This window comes from Allobosea sp. 05T422_2 (assembly GCF_056396265.1).
Map to the genome: position 1 here is coordinate 1 of NZ_JBFTLD010000086.1, position 23,332 is coordinate 23,332.

At 65.7% G+C, this 23,332-nt stretch carries 20 protein-coding genes and 2 pseudogenes; 9 read left to right on the forward strand and 13 right to left on the reverse strand.

The window, feature by feature from the left end:
* Positions 1-457: pseudogene (locus AC1DJT_RS16530) on the forward strand (FAD-binding protein); the annotation flags it as partial.
* Here AC1DJT_RS16530 and AC1DJT_RS16535 read toward each other — a convergent pair.
* Positions 458-1,345 carry a hypothetical protein gene (locus AC1DJT_RS16535; RefSeq protein ID WP_441506654.1) on the reverse strand — a complete coding sequence of 296 codons (888 nt, stop codon included), beginning with the start codon at positions 1,343-1,345 and terminating at the stop codon, positions 458-460.
* 312 nt (positions 1,346-1,657) lie between these two features.
* Here AC1DJT_RS16535 and AC1DJT_RS16540 point away from each other — a divergent pair, with 312 nt between their 5' ends.
* From AC1DJT_RS16540 to AC1DJT_RS16555, 4 genes are all read left to right on the forward strand, one after another.
* On the forward strand, positions 1,658-2,803 hold the full coding sequence (locus tag AC1DJT_RS16540) for an MlaE family lipid ABC transporter permease subunit (protein WP_441489090.1): 1,146 nt from the start codon (positions 1,658-1,660) through the stop codon (positions 2,801-2,803).
* 16 nt (positions 2,804-2,819) lie between these two features.
* Complete coding sequence (locus tag AC1DJT_RS16545) at positions 2,820-3,674, forward strand: ABC transporter ATP-binding protein (protein ID WP_441506653.1); 855 nt, start codon at positions 2,820-2,822, stop codon at positions 3,672-3,674.
* A gap of 116 nt (positions 3,675-3,790) precedes the next feature.
* Entirely contained in the window at positions 3,791-4,924 is a 1,134-nt protein-coding gene (locus AC1DJT_RS16550; protein WP_441506652.1) for an MlaD family protein, read from the forward strand.
* A 10-nt stretch (positions 4,925-4,934) separates the two neighbouring features.
* Complete coding sequence (locus AC1DJT_RS16555) at positions 4,935-5,531, forward strand: ABC-type transport auxiliary lipoprotein family protein (protein WP_476834456.1); 597 nt, start codon at positions 4,935-4,937, stop codon at positions 5,529-5,531.
* A 198-nt stretch (positions 5,532-5,729) separates the two neighbouring features.
* On the opposite strand, the gene AC1DJT_RS16560 is transcribed toward AC1DJT_RS16555, so the two are convergent.
* Positions 5,730-12,155 (reverse strand): apolipoprotein A-IV repeat region-like domain-containing protein, encoded by a 6,426-nt coding sequence (locus AC1DJT_RS16560; RefSeq protein WP_441506650.1) that lies wholly within the window; start codon positions 12,153-12,155, stop codon positions 5,730-5,732.
* A 267-nt stretch (positions 12,156-12,422) separates the two neighbouring features.
* Between AC1DJT_RS16560 and AC1DJT_RS16565 the strand changes: the two genes are divergently transcribed.
* A complete protein-coding gene (locus tag AC1DJT_RS16565; protein WP_441489095.1) occupies positions 12,423-12,761 on the forward strand; it encodes an Hpt domain-containing protein in 339 nt (112 codons plus the stop codon).
* Positions 12,762-12,845: 84 nt separating this feature from the next.
* On the forward strand, positions 12,846-13,166 hold the full coding sequence (locus tag AC1DJT_RS16570) for a 2Fe-2S iron-sulfur cluster-binding protein (RefSeq protein WP_069882120.1): 321 nt from the start codon (positions 12,846-12,848) through the stop codon (positions 13,164-13,166).
* Between the two features lie 21 nt (positions 13,167-13,187).
* Here the strand turns inward: AC1DJT_RS16570 and AC1DJT_RS16575 are convergent, their stop codons facing one another.
* Positions 13,188-14,426, reverse strand: a complete 1,239-nt coding sequence (locus tag AC1DJT_RS16575; RefSeq protein WP_441506649.1) for an MFS transporter — start codon at positions 14,424-14,426, stop codon at positions 13,188-13,190.
* Positions 14,427-14,632: 206 nt separating this feature from the next.
* On the opposite strand from AC1DJT_RS16575, the gene AC1DJT_RS16580 reads away from it, so the two are divergent.
* Entirely contained in the window at positions 14,633-15,061 is a 429-nt protein-coding gene (locus AC1DJT_RS16580) for a universal stress protein (protein WP_069877316.1), read from the forward strand.
* A 20-nt stretch (positions 15,062-15,081) separates the two neighbouring features.
* Here AC1DJT_RS16580 and AC1DJT_RS16585 read toward each other — a convergent pair whose 3' ends face one another.
* The 3 genes and pseudogenes from AC1DJT_RS16585 to AC1DJT_RS16595 form a co-directional block, all read right to left on the reverse strand.
* Positions 15,082-15,678: a hypothetical protein gene (locus AC1DJT_RS16585; protein ID WP_441489097.1), complete on the reverse strand. Its 597-nt coding sequence runs from the start codon at positions 15,676-15,678 to the stop codon at positions 15,082-15,084.
* Positions 15,679-15,710: 32 nt separating this feature from the next.
* On the reverse strand, positions 15,711-16,886 hold the full coding sequence (locus tag AC1DJT_RS16590; protein WP_476768488.1) for a vWA domain-containing protein: 1,176 nt from the start codon (positions 16,884-16,886) through the stop codon (positions 15,711-15,713).
* 80 nt (positions 16,887-16,966) lie between these two features.
* A pseudogene (locus tag AC1DJT_RS16595) lies at positions 16,967-17,251 on the reverse strand (HU family DNA-binding protein); the annotation flags it as partial.
* A gap of 277 nt (positions 17,252-17,528) precedes the next feature.
* Here AC1DJT_RS16595 and AC1DJT_RS16600 point away from each other — a divergent pair.
* The gene (locus tag AC1DJT_RS16600; protein WP_476834457.1) at positions 17,529-18,770 is read left to right on the forward strand and encodes a flavin-dependent oxidoreductase; all 1,242 of its coding nucleotides are present in this window, start codon (positions 17,529-17,531) and stop codon (positions 18,768-18,770) included.
* 7 nt (positions 18,771-18,777) lie between these two features.
* On the opposite strand, the gene AC1DJT_RS16605 is transcribed toward AC1DJT_RS16600, so the two are convergent.
* The 7 genes from AC1DJT_RS16605 to AC1DJT_RS16635 form a co-directional block, all read right to left on the reverse strand.
* The gene (locus tag AC1DJT_RS16605; RefSeq protein WP_441489100.1) at positions 18,778-19,143 is read right to left on the reverse strand and encodes a PilZ domain-containing protein; all 366 of its coding nucleotides are present in this window, start codon (positions 19,141-19,143) and stop codon (positions 18,778-18,780) included.
* Positions 19,144-19,366: 223 nt separating this feature from the next.
* Entirely contained in the window at positions 19,367-19,702 is a 336-nt protein-coding gene (locus tag AC1DJT_RS16610) for a hypothetical protein (protein WP_441506646.1), read from the reverse strand.
* Between the two features lie 105 nt (positions 19,703-19,807).
* Positions 19,808-20,266: a cupin domain-containing protein gene (locus AC1DJT_RS16615; RefSeq protein ID WP_441506645.1), complete on the reverse strand. Its 459-nt coding sequence runs from the start codon at positions 20,264-20,266 to the stop codon at positions 19,808-19,810.
* Between the two features lie 14 nt (positions 20,267-20,280).
* The gene (locus AC1DJT_RS16620) at positions 20,281-20,979 is read right to left on the reverse strand and encodes an ABC transporter ATP-binding protein (protein ID WP_441489102.1); all 699 of its coding nucleotides are present in this window, start codon (positions 20,977-20,979) and stop codon (positions 20,281-20,283) included.
* 2 nt (positions 20,980-20,981) lie between these two features.
* Entirely contained in the window at positions 20,982-21,731 is a 750-nt protein-coding gene (locus AC1DJT_RS16625; protein WP_441506644.1) for an ABC transporter ATP-binding protein, read from the reverse strand.
* Positions 21,724-22,719: a branched-chain amino acid ABC transporter permease gene (locus tag AC1DJT_RS16630; RefSeq protein ID WP_441489104.1), complete on the reverse strand. Its 996-nt coding sequence runs from the start codon at positions 22,717-22,719 to the stop codon at positions 21,724-21,726. The genes AC1DJT_RS16625 and AC1DJT_RS16630 overlap by 8 nt, the downstream gene beginning before the upstream one ends.
* The coding region (locus AC1DJT_RS16635) for a branched-chain amino acid ABC transporter permease (RefSeq protein WP_476834458.1) at positions 22,716-23,332 on the reverse strand (617 nt) is incomplete at its 5' end. The genes AC1DJT_RS16630 and AC1DJT_RS16635, both read right to left, overlap by 4 nt.

Genomic DNA, 23,332 nt, shown 5'->3' on the forward strand with positions numbered 1-23,332 from the left:
GACCTATGAGGCGCCCTCGGAGGAGGGGCCGGGCACGGTGCCGCTCTATGAGTACACCTGGAACCACACGACGCTGCAATGGCTGAAGAGCGATCGCTCGATCACCTATCTGCAGTGCCTGTTCCCGCATGACCGGCTGGTCGCGAGCGCCCGCGAGATGATCGCACGCTTCCCGGACGAGGTGCTGCCTCATCACGAGTTCATCCGCTTCGGTGGACGCGTGACCGCGAGCGCCTTGCCGATTCTGCGCTACACGACCCCGGAGCGGCTGAACGAGATCATCGCGCTGCATGAGGAGGCGGGCGTGATGATCGCGAACCCGCATGTCGTCTCGCTCGAAGGCGGCAGCCGCCACAAGCGCGCCGATGCCGACCAGCTCGGCTTCAAGCACGAGGTCGATCCCTACGGGCTGCTGAACCCCGGCAAGATGGATAGTTTTGTCGCGAAACCCGGCTGATCAGGCGAAGAAGGCGAGCTTCTCGTCGACCGGGAGCGCTTCGATCTTGCGCAGCTCGACCTCCGACGTCGTCGCCGCGGCTCTCGGCTTCGGCGCAGCCACTGTGACCGCAGCCTCGGGGGCTTCCGCGAAGACGAGGTCTTCCTCTATCATCTGAATCGTGCTGAGCCGCCGATGATTGGAGGCTCTCGTTCGGATGCGCGGGGTCTCGTGCAGGGTGGAGCGCGGCTTGTCGTCGATCTCGACGATCTCGATGTCGTCATAGGTCGAGAGTGGAACGGCCTCGCGCAGATCAAGCGCCTTGGCAGGCATCGGGGGCGGCGTGATCCGGCTTGTGTCGGGGGCGACATGCATGCTGCCGGCGATGGCCCGCAGGCTGCTGTCGAGCATGGCAATCGTGTCGGCGATCTTGCCGATCTGCTGCGCGGTGCCCTCGACAACGGCGCTTGCCGCATAGATCTCCGTCGCCCGCCGATCGAGCAGGTCGCACATCACTTCCGCCGCGCCACTCTCGCGCAGGCCCCAGGCAGCTTCCTGGATGCTCTCGGTCGCGCCGACGATGCTGCCGGCCGCGGTCTCGATACGTGCAGCGAGACGCGACGACGGCTCGCCGGCCTTGCCGCTGATCCGTTCCAGATCGCTGCGCAGATCCATGATCAGCGCGATGGCCTCGCTCACATCTGGTCCGCTCGACGCCGGAGCAGCAGAGACGCCCATGGCATGCTGCAGCCTGTCGATGGCAGCCAGCACCTGAGCGGTGTCGGCCTGCCGGTTTCGCTTGGCGTGCTCGGCCATGAACCAGCGCCCGCGCGCGGTCTCCATCACTGCCGCGGCGATAGCCTCGTAGTCGGTCTCGCTCAGCGGTGTCAGCGAACGCGCGTCGCCCATGACGAACCTGCTCTCGGGGAGACTGACCGATTCGGGCCGGGCAGTCGTGATGATCCAGCGAAAACCGTGCGACAGAATTGATTAAGGAAGTGCTGCCATGCGGCATCGAAAGGCGCCTCGATGCACAAAAAAACCGGAGCGCGCCGATCACGCGGTGGGAGCGTTCGCGGCGACAGCGATGCAGCGCGACGACGCTTGCCAAGCGTGCCCGGCACGGCGATACAGGTTTCGGGGATAGGGCCTGACCTGGCATTAGGGTGCCATGCGCGGACGGAGGTCCGATGAGGCCGATCGAGGGACATCAGGGAGACCATGGCGAGCCTCGACACCGCCGAACCCCAGGCCGTCTTTCACGACGATGCAGGTAGCCTCGCCATCGAGCTGACCGGCTCCTGGAGCGCCGAGCGCGCGCCGCGCATTGAGGAATTGATCGCTGAAATGGGCGAACGCATCGCCTCGGTGTCGCGCGCGACCCTCGATCTCTCCGCGATCATCCGGCTCGATACGCTCGGCGCCTATGTTCTCAACCGGCTGAAGAACCAGCGCGAGGCCGCCGGGGGCTCGGTCGAACTCGTCAGCCGGAGGCCGGAGCACGCGGTGCTGCTGGCCGAGGTCAATATCCACGACTGCTCCGTCCCGCCGACGGTCCATCATTTCGGCATTGTCAGCGTGCTGGTGAATATCGGCGAGGCCATGGTCCGCTTCGGGCGCGACATGGTCGGCGGAGCGATGTTCCTCGGCGAGGTGGTGGTCGGCTCCGTCAGCGTCATGTTCGGTCCGCGCAAGTTCAGGGGACCGCCGCTCGTCAATCAGATCGAGCTGATCGCCTTCAATGGCGCGCCGATCATCATGCTGATCTCGTTTCTGGTCGGCTGCATCGTCGCCCAGCAGGGCATATTCCAGCTGCAGCAGTTCGGCGCTTCGGCCTTCGTCGTCAATTTGACGGGCATCCTGATTCTGCGCGAGCTCGGGGTACTGCTCACCTCGATCATGATTGCCGGCCGTTCAGGCTCGGCCTTCACCGCCGAGATCGGCTCGATGAAGATGCGCGAGGAAATCGACGCCTTGCGGGTGATGGGGCTCGACCCGATCGAGGTCCTCGTCGTTCCCCGCATCCTGGCGTTGATCATCTCGCTGCCGATCCTCACCTTCATCTCTTCCATGGCCGGCCTGGCGGGTGCGGCGCTGGTGAGCTGGCTCTATGGCGGCATCGGCATCGATACCTTCCTGGCGCGCCTCCAGTCGGTGATCACCTGGAAGCATTTCGCCGTCGGGCTGATCAAGGCTCCTTTCATGGCCTTCGTCATCGGTCTGATCGCCTCGATCGAAGGTCTCGCCGTCCAGGGCTCGGCCGAGTCGCTCGGCCGTCAGGTCACGGCCTCGGTGGTGAAGGCGATCTTCATGGTCATCCTGGTGGACGGGCTTTTCGCCATGTTCTTTGCATCCATCCAGTTTTGAGGGCGGTGGGCCGGGCATGAGCGCAAACTGGGGCCAGTCGGCGGGATATCCGCCGTCGCATGACGCGGCCGAACCGTCCGGGAGCAACCAGGACGCGCCGGAGCCTGTCATCAAGGTGCGCAATCTCAAGGTCGCCTTCGGGGACAAGGTGATCATGGACGGCCTCGATCTCGACGTCATGCGCGGCGAGATCCTCGGTTTCGTCGGTGGGTCCGGCACGGGAAAATCCGTCCTCACCCGCACGATCCTCGGGCTCGTGCGCAAGCAGCGCGGCACGATCGAGGTCTTCGGTGAGAATGTCGACGATCTCGAAGGGCCTGCGCGACGCGCCCTTGAACAGCGCTTTGGCGTCATGTTCCAGCACGGCGCTCTCTTCTCGGCTCTCAGCGTCAAGCAGAACATCCAGGTGCCGATGCGGGAATACCTGAAGCTGTCGCCCACGCTGCTCGACGAGATGGCGATGCTCAAGCTCGAGATGGTCGGTCTCAGGCCCGATGCGGCGGACAAGGCGCCTTCCGAGCTTTCGGGCGGCATGATCAAGCGCGCGGCGCTCGCGCGGGCGCTGGCGCTCGATCCCGAGATCGTCTTCCTTGACGAGCCGACCTCGGGCCTCGATCCGATCGGCGCTGCCGAATTCGACCAACTGATCATGACGCTGAAGGAAACGCTCGGCCTCACCGTCTTCATGGTGACGCATGATCTCGACAGCCTGTATTCGGCCTGCGACCGGATCGCTGCGCTGGCGGACAAACGCGTCATCGCGGTCGGGCCGATTGCGACGATGCTGGCCTCCGATCACCCCTGGCTGAAGGCGTATTTTGGTGGCGAACGGGCCCAGGCTCGCCTCCCTGCTGACCAGAGAAGGTCGTGAAGCGAGTTCGATAAGCGACCAGGGCCGCGAAACCCGGCCTCGATTGACGCGTTGGAGGAGAATGTTGCCCGAAAGCTGCTTCGCCCCTTGCAGAATCCTGCTCTAACGTTGCGCTAATGGAATCGCGCGCGAACTACGCACTGGTCGGTCTCTTCACGCTCGCGGTCCTCGCGGCGATGTTCGGCTTCGTCTACTGGTTCAACAGTGGCCTGGCGGGCCGCCGACAGGATGTCCGGATCGTCTTCAGCGGCACCGTCACCGGACTGGGGCGCGGTTCCAGCGTGCTTTTCAATGGCCTGCGTGTTGGCGAGGTCACCCGCATCGAGCTGCTGCCGGACGATCCTCGCCGGATTTACGCCGTCGTTCAGGTCGACAACACCACGCCGCTCAGGGTCGACACCCGAGCCCGGATCGAGGCTCAGGGGCTTGCGGGCGTCGTCGCCGTGCAGTTGCTGGGTGGCGACCCGGATTCCCCCGTGCTGAAGCCACTGCCTGGCCAGAGCCTGCCGACGATCATTGCCGAACGGTCCGAGTTCCAGGACATCCTCGAAACGGTGCGCACGATCGCCAAGCGGGCCGACGAGGTGCTCGGCGGCATCGAGGGGCTCGTCAAGGACAATGCTGGCTCGATCGGCAACACGGTCAGGAATGTGGAGAAATTCTCGGCTGCGCTCGGCAACAATTCCGACGGCATCGACAAGCTGATGAGCAGCTTCGGCCAGATCGCCGATACGATCGCCCCGCTTTCGCAGAAACTCGGCAGCCTGAGCGATGAACTTACCGAGGTTGTGAAGTCCGTCGACCAGCGCAAGGTCGCCAACATCGTCGCCAATGTCGACAAGTTCACCGCCGCACTGGGCGACAACAGCGAGGATGTCGGCAAGGTGGTGAAGGATGTCGCCTCCATTAGCGAGAAGCTCAACAAGGCGGCTGATCAGGTCGAGGGCGTGCTCAAGGCCGCGCAGGGGTTCCTGAATTCCGGGGACGGGCAGGGGGCGCTGGCCGAGGTCGGCAATGCTGCGCGCTCGATCCGCACCCTTGCCGAGAACCTCGACAAGCGCACTGCGGAGATCACGACCGGGATCAACCGCTTTACCGGGCCGGGCTTGCGCGACATCGAGAACCTCGCCGCCGAAGGCCGTCGGACGCTGACGGATTTCAACCGGGCGCTGCGCAATATCGAGCGCAATCCGCAACAGTTCATCTTTGGCGGCCGTCCGCCGCTTCCCCAGTATAGCGGATCGCGCTAGTCAGATGCCGATGTCGTCCCGCCTTGCGCCAGAACCTGGCTTCACGCCGATCGCCGCTCTCGTCCTGGCCGTCTCGCTCACGCTGAGCGGCTGCAGCGGCGGCGCGACGCCCACCACCTACGATCTGTCTGCGCCGCGCGATTTCGGCCGGGTCGGAGGAGCGCGCGCAGCCCTCGTCATCRACGAGCCGACGACGGTCCAGACCCTCGATTCCGATCGCATGATTGTCCGGGACTCTGCCGGCGCGCTGTCGTTCCTCGGCGGCACGCAATGGGCCGACCGGGTTCCGAAGCTCGTGCAGATACGGTTGCTCCAGACTTTCGAGAACGGCAGCCGCATCGCGTCGGTTTCGCTGCCGGGCGAACGGATCGTTCCCGATTTCCAGCTCAACACGGATATCCGCAGTTTCAATATCGATGCTGCGACGAACTCCGCCGTGGTCGAGATCACCGCGAAGCTGGTCGGGGACCGGACCGGGCACATCCAGCGCGCCAAACTGTTCTCGGCCAGGGTGCCCGTCGGTGCCGTCGACGGTGCCGCCGCCGCCCGCGCGCTCGACCAGGCGCTGTCGAAGGTTCTGATCGATATCGTCCGCTGGGCTGCTTAGATCACGCTGTGTTTGGACGGAATCGTCCAAACACAGCGTGATCTACTCTCATTGTTGAGAGCATGCTCAATGCGAAAAACCGTCGCCACGTTTTCGCAATGTGCTCTGGGCGAAAGCGACATCGAGTTCGCAAGGCTTCAATGAAAACGGCCGCCCGATTGGGCGGCCGTTTTGCATTTCGGGGTGGTGGAGGGGCGCTTACTCGAAGCGCCCGCTCGCATGGGCCAGCATGGTGTAGACCTTGCCGGTCTCGGAGGTGAGGTAGGTCTTCGCCACCATCGAGTCACGGTCGTCCTTGGCCGCCTCGCCGAGCAGGCGCTCGAACTCGTCGATGTAGCGGTCGACCGTCTCCTTGAACTCCGCATCGCGGCGGTACTTCCGCCGGATCTCGTCGAAGGTCTGCTGACCCTGCAGGGTATAGAGCCGGCGCGTGAAGACGTTGCGCTCGCCGCGCTTGTAGCGGTCCCAGAGCTCGACGGCCGCATCGTGGTCGATCATCCGGGCGATATCGACCGAGAGCGAATCGAGCTTCTCGATCGAGTGCGCAGTCGGCTTGCTCGGCTCCGCCTGCCGGTCCTCACGCGAGGCGCGGTTCAGCAGATCGGACAGCCAGCCGGACTTGGCCGGGGGCTGTTCCGGTGTGGCCTGACGGCGCGAAGCGTCCGGTGCGGGCGTCGGGCGAGCCGGGGCTGCCTTCGCATCGGCGCGCGGTTCCGGCTTGGCAGGCTCGGCTGTCGCATCGATCGAGGGCCGCAGCGGTTCGGCCAGGGTCGTCACGCGTGCCTGCGTGACGGAGGCGGAATAGGCCGGGGCTGCCGGCATGACCGCAGCCGGACGGCGAGCCGGGGCTTCGGCAGGGCCGGCATTGCGCCCGGCGCGCGTCGCGATTTCGGTCAGCTCGTTGAGCGCCTTGATCTGCTCGGCAACCACACGGCGCATCTCTGCCGTCGATTCCTGCGTCTCCTTCGGCAGGTCGAGGACGCCGCGCTTCAGTTCGGAGCGTGTCGCCTCGAGCTCGCGCTGGATCTCGGTGGAGATCTTGCGCATGTCCTCGGCGGCGCCCTGGAAGCGTTCCGTGACCTTGGACAGCTCGTTGCCGAGTTCTCCGCTGACCTGCTCATAGGCCGAGCGCAGAGCGTGCGCAGTGCGCTCGCGCTCCTTGCCCGTGGTGGCACGGATCATCTCGAACTGCTGCATGATCGCGCCGGTCGTGGCTTCGGCCGACTCTGTCAGCACGCCGCCGATCTGGCGTGCGCGTGCTTCGGCGCTGCTCAGCGACTCGTCGATCAAGGCCGCGAAGGAGCGCGTGATCGTTTCGATGTCGTCGGTCTTGCCCGAGATCAGGCCATGCACTTCCTCGAGCGTGTCCTTGCGATCGGCGAGAGCCTTGCCGACACGCGCCTCGACCTGCTCGAGCCGCGAGGCAACAGCGTGCAGCGCAGCCGTGCTTGCCTGGGTAACCTCGGAGAGCGAGGTGCCCTGGCCGTCGAGCTGGCCGACAAGCGCAGCGGTCTGGCGCAAGGTGCCTTCCGAGAAGGCCTTGAGCTCCTCGACCTGGGCCGCGACCTGTTCCGTCGCCCCCTTGGTCTCGTCCATGACGGTGGCGAGCACTGCCTGCAGGTCGCTGACGCGCTCCGACAGGCCGGCCTCGATCGCGCCGAGGTTCTTGTTCGCGCCGTTGACGATCTGCTGCATCAGCTTGTTGGCTTCGCCCAGGCGGCCAAGCATGCCGCCGAGCTCGCCGCGAAGCTGCTCGTTGGTGCTGACCAGGGCTTCGACCGACTGGCGCGTTCCGACCTCAAGCGTGTCGCGCAGCCCCGCCGACGAGGTGTCGAGCGCAGCCGTGATCTCGGTGCCGCGTTCGCGCAGGCCGGCGAGGATCGAAGAGCCGCGGCTCTCGATGGCGCTGACCACGGTTTCGCCGACCGACGCGACCTCGTTGGCGATGGCCTCGCCGCGCAGGCCGAGCGCCGCAACCATGCCGCCGCCCTTGTCGTCGAACAGGGCGCGCAGTTCGTCGGCGCGGGCCCCGAGCGAGACCGAGATCTCCTCGGACTTGTTGTGCAGTGTGTCGGCGATCTGCTGGCCGCGCGTGTCGAGCGTCCCGGAGACGGAGTCGAGACGGTTGACCACGCGCTCCTCGAAGCGCGCGACGCTCTGGTCGAGCGTATCGGCGATCTGCAACGCCCGCCCGCCAAGGGTGGCGTTGATGGTATCGGCCTTCTCGCTGAGCGTGCGCGTGAGCGACTCGCTCTTCGAAGTGACGACGTCCCCGATCTCGTCTGCCTTTGCCGCCAGGGCTCGGGTGACCTCCCGGCCGCCCTCGGCAAGCACGCGGGCGATGTCGACAGTGCGTTCGACCAGCGCCTCGTTGAGCGCGGTGGCCCGCGAGCCGAGATTGCCGTCGATGCGGGCAATGAGCCCGTCAAGGGAGGTGGCGATCTCGGCACTCTTGGCGCCGGAACGCTCCTCGAACACCTTGATCTGCTCTTCCATGGCCGTCGCCGCTTCCTGGGTTCGGGCGGCGAGAATATCGGCGGCCTCTGCCGCGCGGGTGCCGATGCGGTCGGCCAGCGCCTGGCCGTCGCCGGTCAGCAGCCGCTCGGCCTCGTTCAGGCGCGCCGCCACGGATTCGGTGAATTCGCGCGTGTCTGTGCTGAGCTTGGTTGCAAGGGCTCCGCCCTGACGGACCACGATGTCTTCGAAGGCGTCGAGGCGGATGCCGAGCGCGGCTTCAACTTCGCGACCCTGCGTGTCGAACAGGCTCGTGAACGCGGCAAGGCGTTCGCCAAGGCCGCTCTCGATGTCGCGGCCCTGTGTGTCGAACAGCTGGGTGAAGGCCGCGAGGCGTTCGTCGAGGCCGCTTGCGATGCCGTGACCATGCGTGTCGAACAGCTGGGTGAAGGCCGTGAGGCGTTCGTCGAGGCTGCTCGCGACGCCGTGACCATGGCTGTCGAACAGCTGGGTAAAGGCCGCGAGGCGTTCGTCGAGGCCGCTGGCGATGCCGTGCCCCTTGGTATCGAACAGCTGGGTGAAGGCGGCGAGGCGCTGGTCGAGGCCACTCGCGATGCCGTGGCCCCTGGTATCGAACAGCTGGTTGAAGGCGGCGAGGCGCTGGTCGAGACCGCTGGCGATGCCTTGGCCCTTGTTGTCGAACAGCTGGTTGAACGCTTCGAGGCGTTCGTCGAGGCCGCCGGCGATGCCTTGGCCCTTGCTGTCGAACAGGTGGTTGAACGCTTCGAGGCGTTCGTCGAGGCCGCTGGCGATACCGTGGCCCTTGCTGTCGAACAGCTGGTTGAACGCTTCGAGGCGTTCGTCGAGGCCATTCGCGATGCCGTGACCCTGCGTGTCGAACAGATGAGTGAAGGCAGCAAGGCGCTCGTTGAGGCCCGTCTCGATGCCACGGCCCTGCGTGTCGAACAGCTGGGTGAAGGCGGCGAGGCGTTCGTTGAGGCTGGTCTCGATGCCACGACCCTGCGTTTCAAACAGCTGGGTGAAGGCGACGAGACGCTCGCTGAGATTGCTCTCGATGCCGCGGCCCTGCGAGTCGAACAGATGCGTGAGTGCGGCGAGGCGGTCGTTGAGGCCGTGCTCGATGACGCGCCCTTGCGAGTCGAAGAGCTGGGACAGGGAGACAAGCCGCTCGTTGAGCGTGGCCTCGATACCCCGACCCTGGGTCTCGAACAGCTCGGAGAAGGCAGCGAGGCGCGCAGCCAGGGTGCCGTCGATCTGGCGGCCCTGCGTATCGAAGAGCTGGTTCAGCGCGTCGTGGCGGCTTGCCAGCGTCTCGTTCAGCGCCTGGGCACGGTTCTCGACCGAGCGCAGCATCGACTCGGCATTGGCGGCCAGGGCCTCGTTGACGCGTCCCCCCTGCTGGGTCAGCGCCAGCACGATTTCCCTGCCGGTGTCGGCAAGAAGCGTGCGCGCGTCTTCTGCATGCACGGTGAAGGTGGCGCGCAACCCCTGTGTCGCTTCGCTGACAGTTTCGGCGACATGGCGGCCATCGACATTGATGGTCTCGGTGAGGCTGCGGGTGGCGTCGGTCATGCGCCGTGCCAGATCCTCGCTCTGCTCGCCGAGCAGGGTGTGAACCTCGCGGCCGGTGCTGACGAGATCGCGGATCATCGTCTCGCGCTGCTCGCCGAGCAGGGCGCCGACCTCCTGGCTGGTTTCGCCGAGGCGGGCGATGAAGCCGGCCTGCTGCTGCTCAAGTGCGGAGCGGGCGCTCTCGACGCTTTCCGTCACGCGGGTCGCAAGCGCATCGCCTTGTTCGCCGAGCTTGAGGTGGAGGTTCTCTCCGGTCTCGGCAAGCTGGGTGATCAGTGCGCCACCGCGTTCGGCGAGCAGGTTGTGCACGGAGCGGCCGACATCGGCGACCCGCGTGACCAGCGCCTGGCTCTGGCCGCTGAGCAGATCCTGCATGTCGAGGCCGGCCTGCGAGACCTTCACCGTCATGCCGCCGGTCTGCTCTTCGAGCAGGGCGCTGACCTTGGTGCCGGTCTCGGACAGGCTGGTGATGAGAGAGCTGCGCTGTTCGCTGATCAGGCTGTGGACTTCCTGCCCGGCAAGGCCGAGGCGCGCGACCAGGTTGTCGCCTTCCTGACCGATCAGGTTCTGGACATCCTTGCCGCTGCGGCCGAGGCGGGCGACGAGCGCATCGCCCTGCTCGTTCAGGAGCTTGTGCACGTCCTCGCCGGTCTGGCCGAGGCGGGCGGCCAGCGTTTCGCCATGGCGGTCGAGCAGGGATTCGACATCCTTCCCGGCGCCGGAGACGCGGCTGGTGAGCTTCTCGGCCTGCTGATCGAGCAGGGTATGCACGATCTCGCCGGTCTCGGAGAGGCGGGTCACGAGGCTGCCGCCCTGCTCGGTGAAGAGCCCATGCAGGCTGGTGCCGACATCGGTGATCCGGGTCGTCAGTTCGTCGCCCTGGCGGCCGACCGTATCCCCCAGCGATTTGCTCGCCTCGTCGAAACGCAGCACGATGGCGTCGCCGCGTTCGCGCAGCACGTCCTCGACGGTGCGGGCCGTCTCGGTGAGGCGGCTGACCAGCGTCTCGCCCTGGCTGTCGATCAGCCCGTGCACGTTGTTGCCGACTTCAAGCAGGCGCGAAGCCATGCTCTCATGCTGCCGGCTGAGCAGGCTGTGGACGCCGCGGCCGACCTCGGCGAGGCGCGTGGTGACGCTTTCGCCTTCGCTCGAGAGCGAGCTGCGCAGGGTCTCTCCGGTCTCCGCGATACGCTGGGTCAGCGTCTCGCTCTGGCCCTCGATCAGGCCGACCAGCGTGCGGCCGCTCTGCTCGAAGCGCTCGGCGACGGTGGTGCCCCGCTCCGAGATCTCCTGGGCCAGGCTTTCGCCCGTCTGCCTCAGGGTCTCGTTGACGGTCTCGACCCGCGCCGTCAGCGTCTCGACGACCTGCGAGCCGGTCTCGCTGATCGCCTTGGTGACGTCGCGGGCGCCCGAGGTTAGGCCCTCTGTCAGAACCTGGCCGGTACGCTCCAGCGAGGAGGCAATTTCCTGAGCGCGCCCGTCGAGCATCGTCGACAGGTTGTCGCTGGCGCCGGACAGCCGCTCGCTGACCTCGCCTGAAGTGATCTGCAGGCGTTCGACCAGTTCGTGGCTGCGGCCGCTGATCTCGTCGATCATGCGCTCACCGGCGCGGCCGAGCGCGACCGTGATCTGGTCGCCCTTCTCGCCGAGCGAGCCGGTGACGCGGTCGCCGGCCTGAGAGACGGCTTCGGCAATGCTGCGGCTGGCGCTTTCCAGATCCTTGGAGAGGGACTCATGTGCGCCGCTGATCGCGAATTTCACGCGCTCGGCATTGCCCACAACGGATTCCCGCTGGGTGACGAGCTCGTCGATAAGCGCGCGCAGCCGGATTTCGTTATCCGCATAGGCGCGCTCGAGCGTGGCGATCTCGCCGCGCACGATCGTTTCCAGTTCGCCGGCGCGTGCGACGGCGCGCTCGATGCCGTCGCCCATGGCGGCGACTTCTCGACGGATGGTCTGGCTCAACGAGAGAACGGAATCGGCGCCGACCACTTCCGGCTCGGCCAGGCGCAACGCGACCTCCGTCATCGCACGCGAGACGAGGCGCATCTCCTGGGTGCGGCGGTACAGTGCTGCGAGCACGAAGAAGAAGACGATGGGGGTGCCGATCGCCAATGCGAGCATGGCCCATTCGCCAGGGCCGAAGCCGGCGAGGCCTTCCGGCACGCCGCCGCTGAACGACCCGAAGCGGCCGACGAGCACGAAGGCGACGCCGGCGAGCCAGAGCAGCGAGGCAAAGCCCGCGAACCAGGAGGGGCGGCGCGAGGGGCGGACCGAGAAGGCCTGGACGAGGGAACTGGAATCGCGGCGGTCGTCATTGGCGACGCGGCTGGTATCGGGCGCGATCGCCGGGCGTGGGGCCGCTGCCTGCGGTGCGGGGGCGGGTTCCGGCGGCCTGGGCGCGGGCTCGACGCGAGGCAGGTCGAGCTTGAGATCGCCTTCAGTGGCCGAAGGCAGCTTCGGTTCGGATGGGTGGGGCTCCGCACCGAGGGGCTTCGACTGGTCGAGCCGCAGGGCCTCCTCGATCGCGGACATCGCCGCTTCTGTCGGGTCCTGGAGCTTGTTCTGTCGGGTCATGATTGCCGCCTCGCAACGCTACTTCGATGGGTCGACATCGCCGCGACCCTCGCGCTGCCGGGCGCCGCCTCTGGCGACCGACATCAGGAGGGACAATGCGCCCATCATTTACCAGTTGGAAGGGTAGTGGAGGCTCTATGCGATTGGAACCCATTTGAGGCCCCGATTCACAAACGTCGTTAACGCCTCGTTCACCATGTTGGCGCTTGTTTGAGCATGGGAGCCGCCAAGTCGGCTCGTACAAAATGCGTGTTTCCGAGTGCTCCAATGCCCCAAAAAGCCATTGATCTTGCTCACCTCGCCCGCCAGACCGGCGGCGATCACGACCTCGAGCGCGAGCTGCTGACGCTCTTCGCGCAGCAATGCATCAGCCATTTGCGGACGATCCATTCCGGCAGCGACATCAAGGCCAGGATGGACGCGGCGCATACCTTGAAGGGAGCGGCCAGCGCGATCGGAGCCTGGTCGGTTGCCGAAGCCGCCGATGCCATGGAACGCCAACTGGCTGGCGATGATCCGGCGCGCAGGGACAATGCGATGGATGCCCTGGCCCTGGCCGCGGCCGAGGCACGCGCTGCGATTTCCACGATCGATTGCGCCGCCTGAGGGGCGGTCAGGCGGTCAACGCTCTTTCCACAATGCCTGGAAATGCTCTAAGCGGTGCCGGCGTTGGCCCCGCCGGAGTTTATGATGCCGAAGATCACTTTCATCGATGCCCAGGGAGAAAGCCGTACCGTTGAGGCCGAGACCGGCTCGACGGTCATGGAAACGGCCGTGCGCAACGGGATTCCCGGCATTGAAGCCGAATGCGGCGGTGCCTGTGCCTGCGCGACCTGCCACGTCTATGTCGACGATGCCTGGGCCGAGAAGACCGGCCATGCCGAGTCCATGGAAGAGGATATGCTCGACTTTGCGTTCGACGTGCGCCCGACCTCGCGGCTCTCGTGCCAGATCAGGGTTCGCGACGAACTCGACGGTCTCGTCGTGCGCACGCCGGCCCGTCAGGGCTGAGCAGTCGGGCCTAGGGCGGTCCTACTCGGCCGCAGCCGGCACGACTGACGCCAGCATTGTCTCGCGCCCGGGCACGGGATGGCGCGGGACCAGGAAAGCCAGCGTCAGCGAGACGGTGGCGACCGCCGCGCCGATGTAGAAGACGATCGCAGGGTCGCGGATCCAGAGCAGTCCGAAGGTCACGGGCAGGAAGACTGCGGCGATGTGGTTGATCGTGAAGGCCACTGCAGAGGTCGGGGCGATATCGGCCGGGTCCGCGATCTTCTGGAAATAGGTCCTTTGCGCCAGGACGAGCGTGAAGAAGACCCCGTCGACGATGAAGAGTGCCCCGGCGACGAAGACGCCCCAGCCGGCGAAATGCCCGTGGCTTGCCAGCGCATAGCCGACGAAGACGGCGATCAGAGAGATGTTCTCGAGCTGGATCGTCGCACGTTCGCCGACACGCCCGACGAGATGGCCGAGCATCGGCCCCACGAAGGTGTTGATGCCGTAGGTCGCAAGCAGAAGCGTAGCCGTCGCTGCGACATCGTAGCCGAAACGCTCGACCAGCAGGAAGCCGCCAAAGGCCATGAAGATCTGCCGGCGCGCGCCCGACATGAAGGTCAGGGCATAATAGAGCCAGTAGCGCTTGCGCAGGACGAAGCCCTTGTTCTGCGGCACGGCACCCTGGAAGCGTGGAAACAGCAGCCAGGTGGCGCCGGTCAGGCAGATGGTGAGCAGGCCCGCCACCACAAAGATGATCGTGTAACCCGGCTGGAACAGCCGCCAGATCAGCGCGATCGAGCCGAAGGCAAGCAGCTGTGCGGCGGCCGAGGCGCCTGCGATCTTGCCGAGAAGCCTTGGGGCCTCCGCCTTGGGCAGCAATTGCAGCTGCAGGGATTGCTGCGCGGTCTCGTAGTAATGGAAGCCGAGCGACATGATCGTGGTGGTGATCAGGAGGCCACCGAGACTGGGATAGAAGCCGGTGATCGCAACCCCGAAGCCGAGCGTKAGCAGGCTGAGATAGGCGAGGATCTGCTCGCGCATGAACCAGAACAGGATGATCGCCGTGAAGGCGAGGAAGCCTGGAATCTCGCGGACGGATTGCAGGATGCCGATATCCTGCCCGGTGAAGCCGGCGGCTTCCTTGGCGAAATTGTTGAGCAGCGCGCTCCAGCTTGCAAAGCCGAGCCAGTTGACGAAGGCCAGCACCATCAGGAAGGCGGCAGGCGAGTGCAGCAGCCCGCGTGGCGGGCCTGAGGCGGGCTGGGCGTCGGTCACATCGGATTACCGGACAGGAGGAACGGCCATCGGCGCCGCCACGGACTTCACAAGACTGCTTCCGTGCGGCGATACTCTAGGCGAGGCCCGGGCTGCGTCAATTCCGCCCTGTCATGGCGACCATGCGGAACGCTGCGCGTGCCTGGATGTGGTATCGTAGGGCGGCGGCTGCGGAATCTGGCGATGCCGAAAATCGGGGGGATGCGATGTACAGATCGATTCTGGTTCCCGTTGATCTTGCCGAGGTTGACTTCGCGGCGCTCGCCATCAACGCGGCGGTGTCCTTCGCCGAAGCGTCAGGCGGAACCATAAGGCTGGTCTATGTCCGGTCGCTCGTGCCGATCACCTACATGGAGTTCGTGCCGGCTGATTTCGACACCGAACAACAGAGCGAGGCGGAGGCCAAGCTCGCCGATATCGCGGCGGGCATTCCGTTGCCGCCGGATCGTGTTTCCGCAAAGGTGCTGGTCGGTTCGATCCATGGAGAGGTGCTGGCGGAAGCCGATGCGAGCGGCGCCGATCTGATCGTGATCGGCTCGCACGAGCCCGGCATGCTCGCCTATGTCATCGGCTCCAATGCATCGGCCATCGTGCGCCGCGCGAAGTGCTCGGTGTTGGTCGTGCGCAGCGGCTGAGGCGGCCGGAAAGCGGCCTGTCAGCCTGCCGAGGCGCGCGGCACCAGGTCGTCCGGTACTTCGCCTGTCTGCAGCTCGCGGGGACGGTTGAGCTTGACCATCGGCCCGACCTGCCAGAGCGAGGCGAGAGCAAGCAGGATACCCAGCCATCCCGCCGAGCTGGAGCCCTGCAGGAAGGCGCGCAGCGTGAACATGATCAACATGAGCAGGGACAGGCCGCTGACCACGGTCAGCAGCAGCCAGTTCCAGTTCGGCTTGCCGGCGAGAAAACGGGCGCGGGGATTGGCCCTGACGATTGCGGCCGACAGCGCTTCGACAAAGGCACGATAGCCGGCATCGTCACGCTCCATGTCGGTGAGCGAGCGCCAGGACAGGTTGCCGAAGGTGATGCTCTTGCCGTCGCTMAGCCTGAGCTGCGTCTTGAATCCCTTCGAGGAGATATTGCTCGGCGCATAGACGAAGCGAACCTGCTCGACCGCCGAGAGCCTGACCTGATCGACCTTGCGTGTGCTGTCGATCTCGAGCGTATCGCCCTTCAGGCGGTACGTGATTTCGAAGCCGACCGGCTTGGGACGCTGGCGCCAGGACGGCGGGAGCGCATCATCGTCATCTTGCATGGCGGCAGCCATAGCGGCTCCCCGCGGACTTGTCAGCGGGCCAGTACCTTCATGGCGCCGTCCAGCCCGTCCAGTGTCAGCGGAAACATGCGCCCGCCCATCAGCCCGCCGATCTGACGGATCGACTGGGTATAGCTCCAGAGCTGCTGCTGGACCGGGTTGAGCCAGACCGATTTCGGGAAATGACCGGCCAGGCGCTGCATCCAGACCTCGCCCGCTTCCTCGTTCCAGTGCTCGACCGAGCCCCCGGGCATTGCAACCTCATAGGGACTCATCGAGGCGTCGCCGACGAAGACGATGCGATAGTCGGCCGAATAGGTCCGCAGGATGTCCCATGTCGATATGACCTGATCGTGCCGGCGCCTGTTCTCGCGCCAGACCCGTTCGTAGGGGCAGTTGTGAAAGTAGAAATGCTCGAAATGCTTGAACTCGGCCCGCGCCGCCGAGAACAGCTCCTCGGCCAGTTCGACATGCCAGTCCATCGAGCCGCCCACATCGAGGAATAGCAGCACCTTGACCGCGTTGCGGCGCTCGGGCCGCAACTGCACGTCGAGATAGCCGTGCTTGGCCGTTTCCGAGATGGTGTTGTCGAGGTCGAGTTCCTCAGCCGCTCCCGTGCGGGCAAAGCGGCGCAGCCGCCGCAATGCGACGCGCAGGTTGCGCACGCCGAGTTCGCGCGTGTCGTCGAAATCCTTGAACTCGCGCTTGTCCCAGACCTTGATCGCCCGGAAGTTGCGGTTGCTGTCCTGGCCGATGCGGACGCCCTCGGGATTATAGCCATAGGCGCCATAGGGCGAGGTCCCTGCAGTGCCGATCCATTTCGAACCGCCCTGATGCCGGCCCTGCTGCTCGGCGAGCCGCTGCTTCAGCGTCTCCCAGAGCTTGTCCCAGCCCATTGCCGCGATCTCGCGCTTTTCATCGTCGGTCAGGAATTTCTCGGCGAGCTTGCGCAGCCATTCCTCGGGAATGCCGGCCTGTTCGATCGCCTGCTGCAGGGTCTCCATGCCCTTGAATACCTGGGCGAAGACCTGATCGAATTTGTCGAGATGGCGCTCGTCCTTCACCAGGCAGGTGCGAGCGAGATAATAGAATTCGTCGACGCGGTGCTCGGCGAGATCGGCTTCCACGCCTTCGAGCAAGGCCAGGCACTCCCGCAGCGTGACGGGAACCTTGGCGGCGCGCAGATCGGTGAACAGACGGAGGAACATCGCCCCACTGTGCGGATGGCCGCGGCGGGGTCAAGCAGCACCGGCCCGAAGGCCAGGTGCTGCTTTAAAATATGATCGGCTTACGCCACCGCGTCGGCGAGGTCCTTGGTGACCTTGAACTTGACGACGGTCTTGGCGGGAACCTGGATCATGGCGCCGGTCGAGGGGTTGCGGGCCTCGCGGGCTTCGCGCTTGGCCGCCGACAGCTTGCCGACGCCGCCGAGCGTAACATCGTCGCCGGACTTCAGCGTCTTGGCGACGACGGCTGCGAGCGAGCCGAGGATGGCGGACACGTCGGTCTTGGTCTTGCCGGTTTCGTCGGCAATGGCGGCGATCAGTTCGTTCTTGGTCATGAAACTCTCCTGAAGAACGGTGTTGCTTAGTCGTCGCTGGGGAGGACGCTAATTCCTGCTGCCGTCGCGAATCGCGCGACGACTGGATGTCCGCCCTATGCGAAACTGCCACTTGGCACGGTTGACGTCCAAAAACACGGCATTGGGGCTAGATACGCACAGCATTTCGCTTCGTTCCCGCCTCTGGAGTGCAAAAAATCAGCGGGGCGGCCACCAGGACAGGGGTCATTGACAAATCTTGCCCTGTTATTTCAAGTTTAAAATAATGAATACTGATGCGGGGGGACGCATGAAKGTTGTTATCGTCGGAGGCGGAATCGGCGGCCTGACGCTCGCATTGATGCTGCACGCGCGCGGCATCGCCGCCACCGTCTACGAGCAGTCGAGTGATATCCGCGAGGTCGGCGTCGGCATCAACACCTTGCCGCATGCGATCGGCGAACTGGCCGAGCTCGGCTTGCTTCCGGCGCTTGATGCCGTCGCGATCCGGACGCGCGAACTCATCTACATGAACCGCTTTGGCCAGACCGTCTGGCGCGAGCCGCGTGGTCTCCATGGGGGGGCGCCGGTGCCGCAGTTCTCGATCCATCGCGGCCGCCTGCAGGGGGTGATCTGCGCGGCTGTGCGCGAGCGCCTGGGGGAGGGCGCTCTGCGAACCGGGCGCCGGCTGCAGGGGTTCGTCCAGGACGAGGGCGGAGTGACAGCCCATTTTACCGATGCGCGTCGCGGCGAGGCTGGCGAGACGGCGCGTGCCGACGTGCTGATCGCGGCCGATGGCATCCACTCCAGCGTGCGCGGACATTATTTCCCGAACCAGGGGGCGCCGCGCTGGAATGGCGTGCAGATGTGGCGCGGGGCTTGTGACTGGCCGGCCTTCCTCGACGGCGAGAGCATGATCATCGCCGGCGGCATGGCCGGAAAACTGGTGCTGTATCCGATCGCCGCGGGCAGCAAGCCCGGCACGCGGCTAACCAACTGGGTCGTCAATATCCGGACGGGGGATCCGGCGAAGCCGCCTCCGAAGGAGGCCTGGTCGAAACCGGGCAGGCTTGAGGATGTGCTGCCCTATGCCCGCCGTTTCTCGATTCCCGGCGTCGACATCCTTGCGCTGATCCAGGCCTCGCCCGGATTCTGGGATTACCCGATGTGCGACCGCGATCCGCTGCCGCGCTGGACCCATGGCCGCGTCACGCTGCTCGGCGATGCCGCTCATCCGATGTACCCGGTCGGCTCGAACGGGGCCTCGCAGGCGATCCTTGATGCGCGCGCGCTTGCCGATGCGCTGGTCCGCAGCGAGCATCCGCGTCAGGCGCTGGCGGCCTATGAGGCTGTGCGCCTGCCGGCAACGGCGCAGGTCGTGGCCTTGAACCGGGTTGGCGGCCCCGAACGTGTGATCGATGCCGTCGAGGCGCTCGCGCCGAATGGTTTCGACGATGTCGAACGGGTCATGAGTTACGCAAGGCGTGAGGCCATCGTGAAATCCTATGCCGGCAAGGCCGGCTTTGCGCCGGAGCAGCTGACCCGGCGCTGAGGGGCGATCAGCCGGCTTCGGTCAGTTGCTGAATGCGCGCCTTCAGCTGCGCATTGCTCTGCTCGCATTGCTTCAAGCGCCGGGCGTGGTCGAGAGGCACGATTTCGGCGGTTGAGGCAGGCCGCCCGTCCAGGGCGATCCCGACGCGCTCGCCATCGCGCCACCGAAAGCGTGCGCCGTAGACGTGTCGCTTATGCTCGATCTCAAGCTCGAATGCTGCCGGCAAGGCAACGGCATCGGAGATGAGCACCATGGCGCCAACGTCCGAAAGGTTGCGCACCACGCAGTCGAGCGTGGATTGGCGGTTGTTGAAGACGATGCGCGCGCCCAGCAGGGTGCGCTGCCGTGGAACTTCACGGCGTTCGGTCGTCATGATGCCGCCCCCTCCAAACTTCCGCCGCAGGCATTCTGCCTACCGCTACGTAAGAGGGATAATTGCCACTTTAGCGCGAGTCGCGCAGCCTTAACCTTGCATTAACCTTAACGGCTGTTCAGCAGATTCCTCTGGGCACGGCTCGGCACGCGTTGTCCTTCCAGCACGCTGCATGTCGGATCGTGGCGGATGCTCGAACGCGGAGGGCAGGGGGCCGCGAAAATCAATCGTCGTCATCGTCGTCTTCGCGATAGCGGCGATATCCCCGGTAGCGCGGATAGTCGTCATCATCGTCAAGCCGACGGCGCCCGAAGCGATAGTCCTCGCCATAGGGGCCAAGCCGCCCACGCGGGCGGCTGCTCGGATAGCAGCCGCGATAGTCGCAGGTGCTTTCGGTGTAGACGCCGCTGCGCGGATTGATGCAGCGGAATTCATTGCAGCGCATCTGGGCCAGCGTGAGCGGCAGGCCCGTTTCGCCAGGCGCCGGGAGCGGCATCGCTGCCGCGTTGCCCGCCGCGAACGCGGCGAGCAAGCCAAGGGAAAGCGTCGCCTTCCTCATGTTTCATCCTCCATCATTGCTCGGCAGACTAGTGCCGGCAGATGAACGCAGGATGCACGGGCACGGGTTCCGCACGGGCCGGTTTCTTCCCCGCCGCGGGGTTTGTCACGCCCCGTCTGGAGGCGGCGGCAGGAAGTCGATCTCGTATTTGGCGGCGAGCGCGACGACCTCCGCGGGGTTCTGCTCCGGCATCGAATGGATCGCCCAGAACAGGTCGTAGAGCCGGCCGGTGGGGGCGACCCAGAACAGGCATTTGGCCGGGCTGTCGCTCTTGTTGAAGATGCCGTGCGGAACGTTGCGCGGCAGGCGGATCAGGTCGCCGGGCAAGGCATGCGCTTCCTCTCCGTCGAGAACGAGATCAAGCCGGCCTTCGAGCAGATAGATGAACTCATCCTGCGTCGGGTGGACATGCGGCGGCACGAAGGTCCCGGGCGGGAAGATCGCATGCCAGGAGAAACTATCCTCGCTCAGCGTCTTCGGGACATAGGTCTGGCCGAGAATATTCCATGAGATGGCATCGATGCCCTGATTGGCCCTCGTCACGCCGGCTGTCAGTGGCTTCATCGGTCTCTCCTTCTCTAAAGATGCAGGAAGCGATCCTTCACAGCACTGTCGCTGCGCAAGTCGTCGCTCGATCCGCGCCAGACGACGCGGCCCTTTTCCAGGACGATATGCCGGTCGGCGATCCTGGCCAGCGCATCGACATTCTTGTCGATGACCAGGATCGATTCGCCATCAGCCTTCAGCGCGGCAAGGCAGGACCAGATCTCCTGGCGGATGATCGGCGCCAGCCCTTCCGTCGCCTCGTCGAGAATGACCAGTTTGGGGTTGGTCATCAGGGCCCGGCCGATCGCCAGCATCTGCTGCTCGCCGCCGGAAAGCTGGTTGCCGCGATTGGTTCGCCTCTCCTTGAGGCGCGGCAGGAACGTGTAGATGCGCTCGACATCCCAGCGCGGCTTGCCGAAGCGGCTGGCTGCCGTGGCGATCAGATTTTCTTCCACGCTGAGCGTCGGAAAGATCTGGCGGCCTTCAGGCACCAGCCCGATTCCGGCCTGCGCGATCCGGAAGGGTGGAGCGCCGGTCAGGTCGCGGCCGGAGACGCTGATGCGGCCGGCCTTCGCCGGAATCAGGCCCATGATGGCGCGGATCGTCGTGGTCTTGCCCATGCCGTTGCGGCCGAGCAAGGTCACCACCTCGCCCTCGGCGATCGCGAGATCAACGCCGAACAGGATCTGCGCTTCGCCATAGCCGGCATCCAGAGCTTCGACGACGAGCATGCCTAGCCCTCCTCGCCGAGATAGGCTTCGCGCACGGTCGGGTCGGCACGGACGGCGGCCGGTTCACCAGAGGCGATGACCCGGCCATAGACCAGCACGCTGACCCTGTCCGCGAGCGCGAACACCGCCTCCATGTCGTGTTCGACCAGCAGCATGGCGTAGCGACCCTTGAGGCTCTTCAGCAGCGCGATCAGGCGTGCGCCTTCCTCGTGCCCGACACCGGCCAGCGGCTCGTCGAGCAGAATCGCGGCGGGCTCGAGGGTCAGTGCCATCGCAATCTCGAGCGCGCGTTTCTCGCCATGCGAGAGCCGGCCGGCCGGCACATGCGCGCGCTCGCCGAGACCGACCGCTTCGATTGCCGCCCAGGCGGGACCGTTCAGGCGCTCGTCGCGGGCGGCRTTGCAGAACAGCGCCAGCGGATGCGTCGCCCGCGCCTGCACGCTGAGAGCCACATTCTCCAGCACCGAGAGCGAAGCGATGGTCGAGGTGATCTGGAAGGTGCGCGCGAGCCCGGCGCGCGCGCGCTTCTCCGGCGATAGTCCGGTGATGTCGGCGCCGCGAAAGCGAATGCTGCCGGCATCCGGGCGCAGCATGCCGGAGATCTGGTGCACGAGCGTGGTCTTGCCGGCGCCGTTCGGGCCGATCAGGGCATGCAATTCGCCGGGAGCGACGGAGAAGCTGACACCATCGGTCACCTTCAGCGCACCGAAGGACTTGCGAACGCCATCGAGGGCGAGGACGGGCTCAGCCATCGCTGCGTCCCCGTATCCTTGCGAGGATGCCGACGATGCCGCCGCGTGTGAACAGCACGAAGAGAACGATGAGAGGCCCGAAGATCGCCTTCCAGTGTTCGGTGATCCCGGCGAGCACATCCTCGGCGAAGAGAAAGGCAAGCGCGCCGATGATCGCGCCATGCAGGGAGCCGACACCGCCGAGCACGACCATGAAGATCAGTTCGCCCGAGCGCTGCCAGGACATGAAGGCGGGGCTGACGAATTCCGTCTGGTTGGCGAGGAAGAAGCCGGACAGGCCCGCGATCATGCCGCTGATGACATAGGCGATCAGGCGCACGCGTCCGACATCGTAGCCGGTCACGGTCACGCGCGTCGCGTTCTCGCGCGCCGCGCGCAGCACGCGGCCGAAGCGGGAGGCGACGATGATGCGGACCAGCCCGTAGCAGCCGATGAGTGCGCCCAGCACGATGTAGAAGAAGCCGGTCCGGCTTGCCGCGATGTCGAGGCCGGCGATCGTGCTGCGGGCATAGAGCGTCAGGCCATCGTCGCCGCCATAGGCCGAGAGCGCCTGCGCCAGGAAGAACACCATTTGCCCGAAGGCCAGCGTGATCATGATGAAGGCGACGCCGCGCGTGCGCAGCGAGACCGCGCCCGTGACCGCCGCGAAGATGGCGCAGACGACGAGGAGCACGGGCAGGATCAGCAGGGTCTCGGTGCGACCCTCGGTGATCATGATGCCGGTCACATAGGCGCCGATGCCGATAAAGGCGGCATGCCCGAAGGAGACCAGCCCGCCGACACCGAGGATGAGGTCGAGCGACAGGGCCGCGATCGCGAAGATCATCGCCCGCGTCAGCAATGACAGCCAATGCGCTGGGACGCCGAGCGAGACGGCGACCGGGGCAAGCGCGAGCGCCGCGAAGAGCACCAGCGCCAGGACGGAGCGCGATCTTGGTCGGGATGGGATGGACCCGGCTGCGCCGGCGATGGTGGGCGCCGCGCTCATGTCCGGCCCTTGGCGGGCAACAGGCCTTCGGGACGCACGAACAGGACGATGGCCATCACCAGGTAGATCAGCATCGAGGAGAGAGCGGCTCCCGTCGCACGGGCCGAGGGGGCGCTCATGAACAGGCGCAGCAGGTCATTCATGAAGGAGCGCCCGAGCGTGTCGACCAGTCCGACGATCAGCGCACCGACGAAGGCGCCGCGGATCGAGCCGATGCCGCCAACGACGATGACGACGAAGGCGAGGATCAGCACCGTGTCGCCCATGCCGGGCTCGACCGAGAGGATCGGCGCCGCCATCGCGCCGGCAAATCCGGCCAGCATGGTTCCGAAGGCGAAGACGACCATGAAGAGCTTGCGGATATCGACACCGAGTGCCGAAACCATTGGCGCGTTCGAGGCCCCGGCCCGCAACAGCATGCCGGTACGCGTCCGCTCGACGATGAACCAGAGCAATCCGCCGACCGCGAGCCCGGCGCCGATCAGGGCGAAGCGATAGGTCGGATAGAGAATGCCGTCCATCAAGCGCACAGAGCCCGAGAGGAATTCCGGGACCGGGACGGAGAGAGGCGCCGCACCCCAGACGATCTTGACGCCCTGGTTCAGGAGCAGGA

What these genes read in the sequence shown, in the direction of transcription:
- AC1DJT_RS16535 (WP_441506654.1), bottom strand. Translation starts at nt 1,345, where the DNA reads ATGGGCGACGCGCGTTCGCTGACACCGCTGAGCGAGACCGACTACGAG.
- AC1DJT_RS16540 (WP_441489090.1), top strand. Translation starts at nt 1,658, where the DNA reads ATGGCGAGCCTCGACACCGCCGAACCCCAGGCCGTCTTTCACGACGAT.
- AC1DJT_RS16545 (WP_441506653.1), top strand. Translation starts at nt 2,820, where the DNA reads ATGAGCGCAAACTGGGGCCAGTCGGCGGGATATCCGCCGTCGCATGAC.
- AC1DJT_RS16550 (WP_441506652.1), top strand. Translation starts at nt 3,791, where the DNA reads ATGGAATCGCGCGCGAACTACGCACTGGTCGGTCTCTTCACGCTCGCG.
- AC1DJT_RS16560 (WP_441506650.1), bottom strand. Translation starts at nt 12,155, where the DNA reads ATGACCCGACAGAACAAGCTCCAGGACCCGACAGAAGCGGCGATGTCC.
- AC1DJT_RS16565 (WP_441489095.1), top strand. Translation starts at nt 12,423, where the DNA reads ATGCCCCAAAAAGCCATTGATCTTGCTCACCTCGCCCGCCAGACCGGC.
- AC1DJT_RS16570 (WP_069882120.1), top strand. Translation starts at nt 12,846, where the DNA reads ATGCCGAAGATCACTTTCATCGATGCCCAGGGAGAAAGCCGTACCGTT.
- AC1DJT_RS16580 (WP_069877316.1), top strand. Translation starts at nt 14,633, where the DNA reads ATGTACAGATCGATTCTGGTTCCCGTTGATCTTGCCGAGGTTGACTTC.
- AC1DJT_RS16590 (WP_476768488.1), bottom strand. Translation starts at nt 16,886, where the DNA reads ATGTTCCTCCGTCTGTTCACCGATCTGCGCGCCGCCAAGGTTCCCGTC.
- AC1DJT_RS16605 (WP_441489100.1), bottom strand. Translation starts at nt 19,143, where the DNA reads ATGACGACCGAACGCCGTGAAGTTCCACGGCAGCGCACCCTGCTGGGC.
- AC1DJT_RS16610 (WP_441506646.1), bottom strand. Translation starts at nt 19,702, where the DNA reads ATGAGGAAGGCGACGCTTTCCCTTGGCTTGCTCGCCGCGTTCGCGGCG.
- AC1DJT_RS16615 (WP_441506645.1), bottom strand. Translation starts at nt 20,266, where the DNA reads ATGAAGCCACTGACAGCCGGCGTGACGAGGGCCAATCAGGGCATCGAT.
- AC1DJT_RS16620 (WP_441489102.1), bottom strand. Translation starts at nt 20,979, where the DNA reads ATGCTCGTCGTCGAAGCTCTGGATGCCGGCTATGGCGAAGCGCAGATC.
- AC1DJT_RS16630 (WP_441489104.1), bottom strand. Translation starts at nt 22,719, where the DNA reads ATGAGCGCGGCGCCCACCATCGCCGGCGCAGCCGGGTCCATCCCATCC.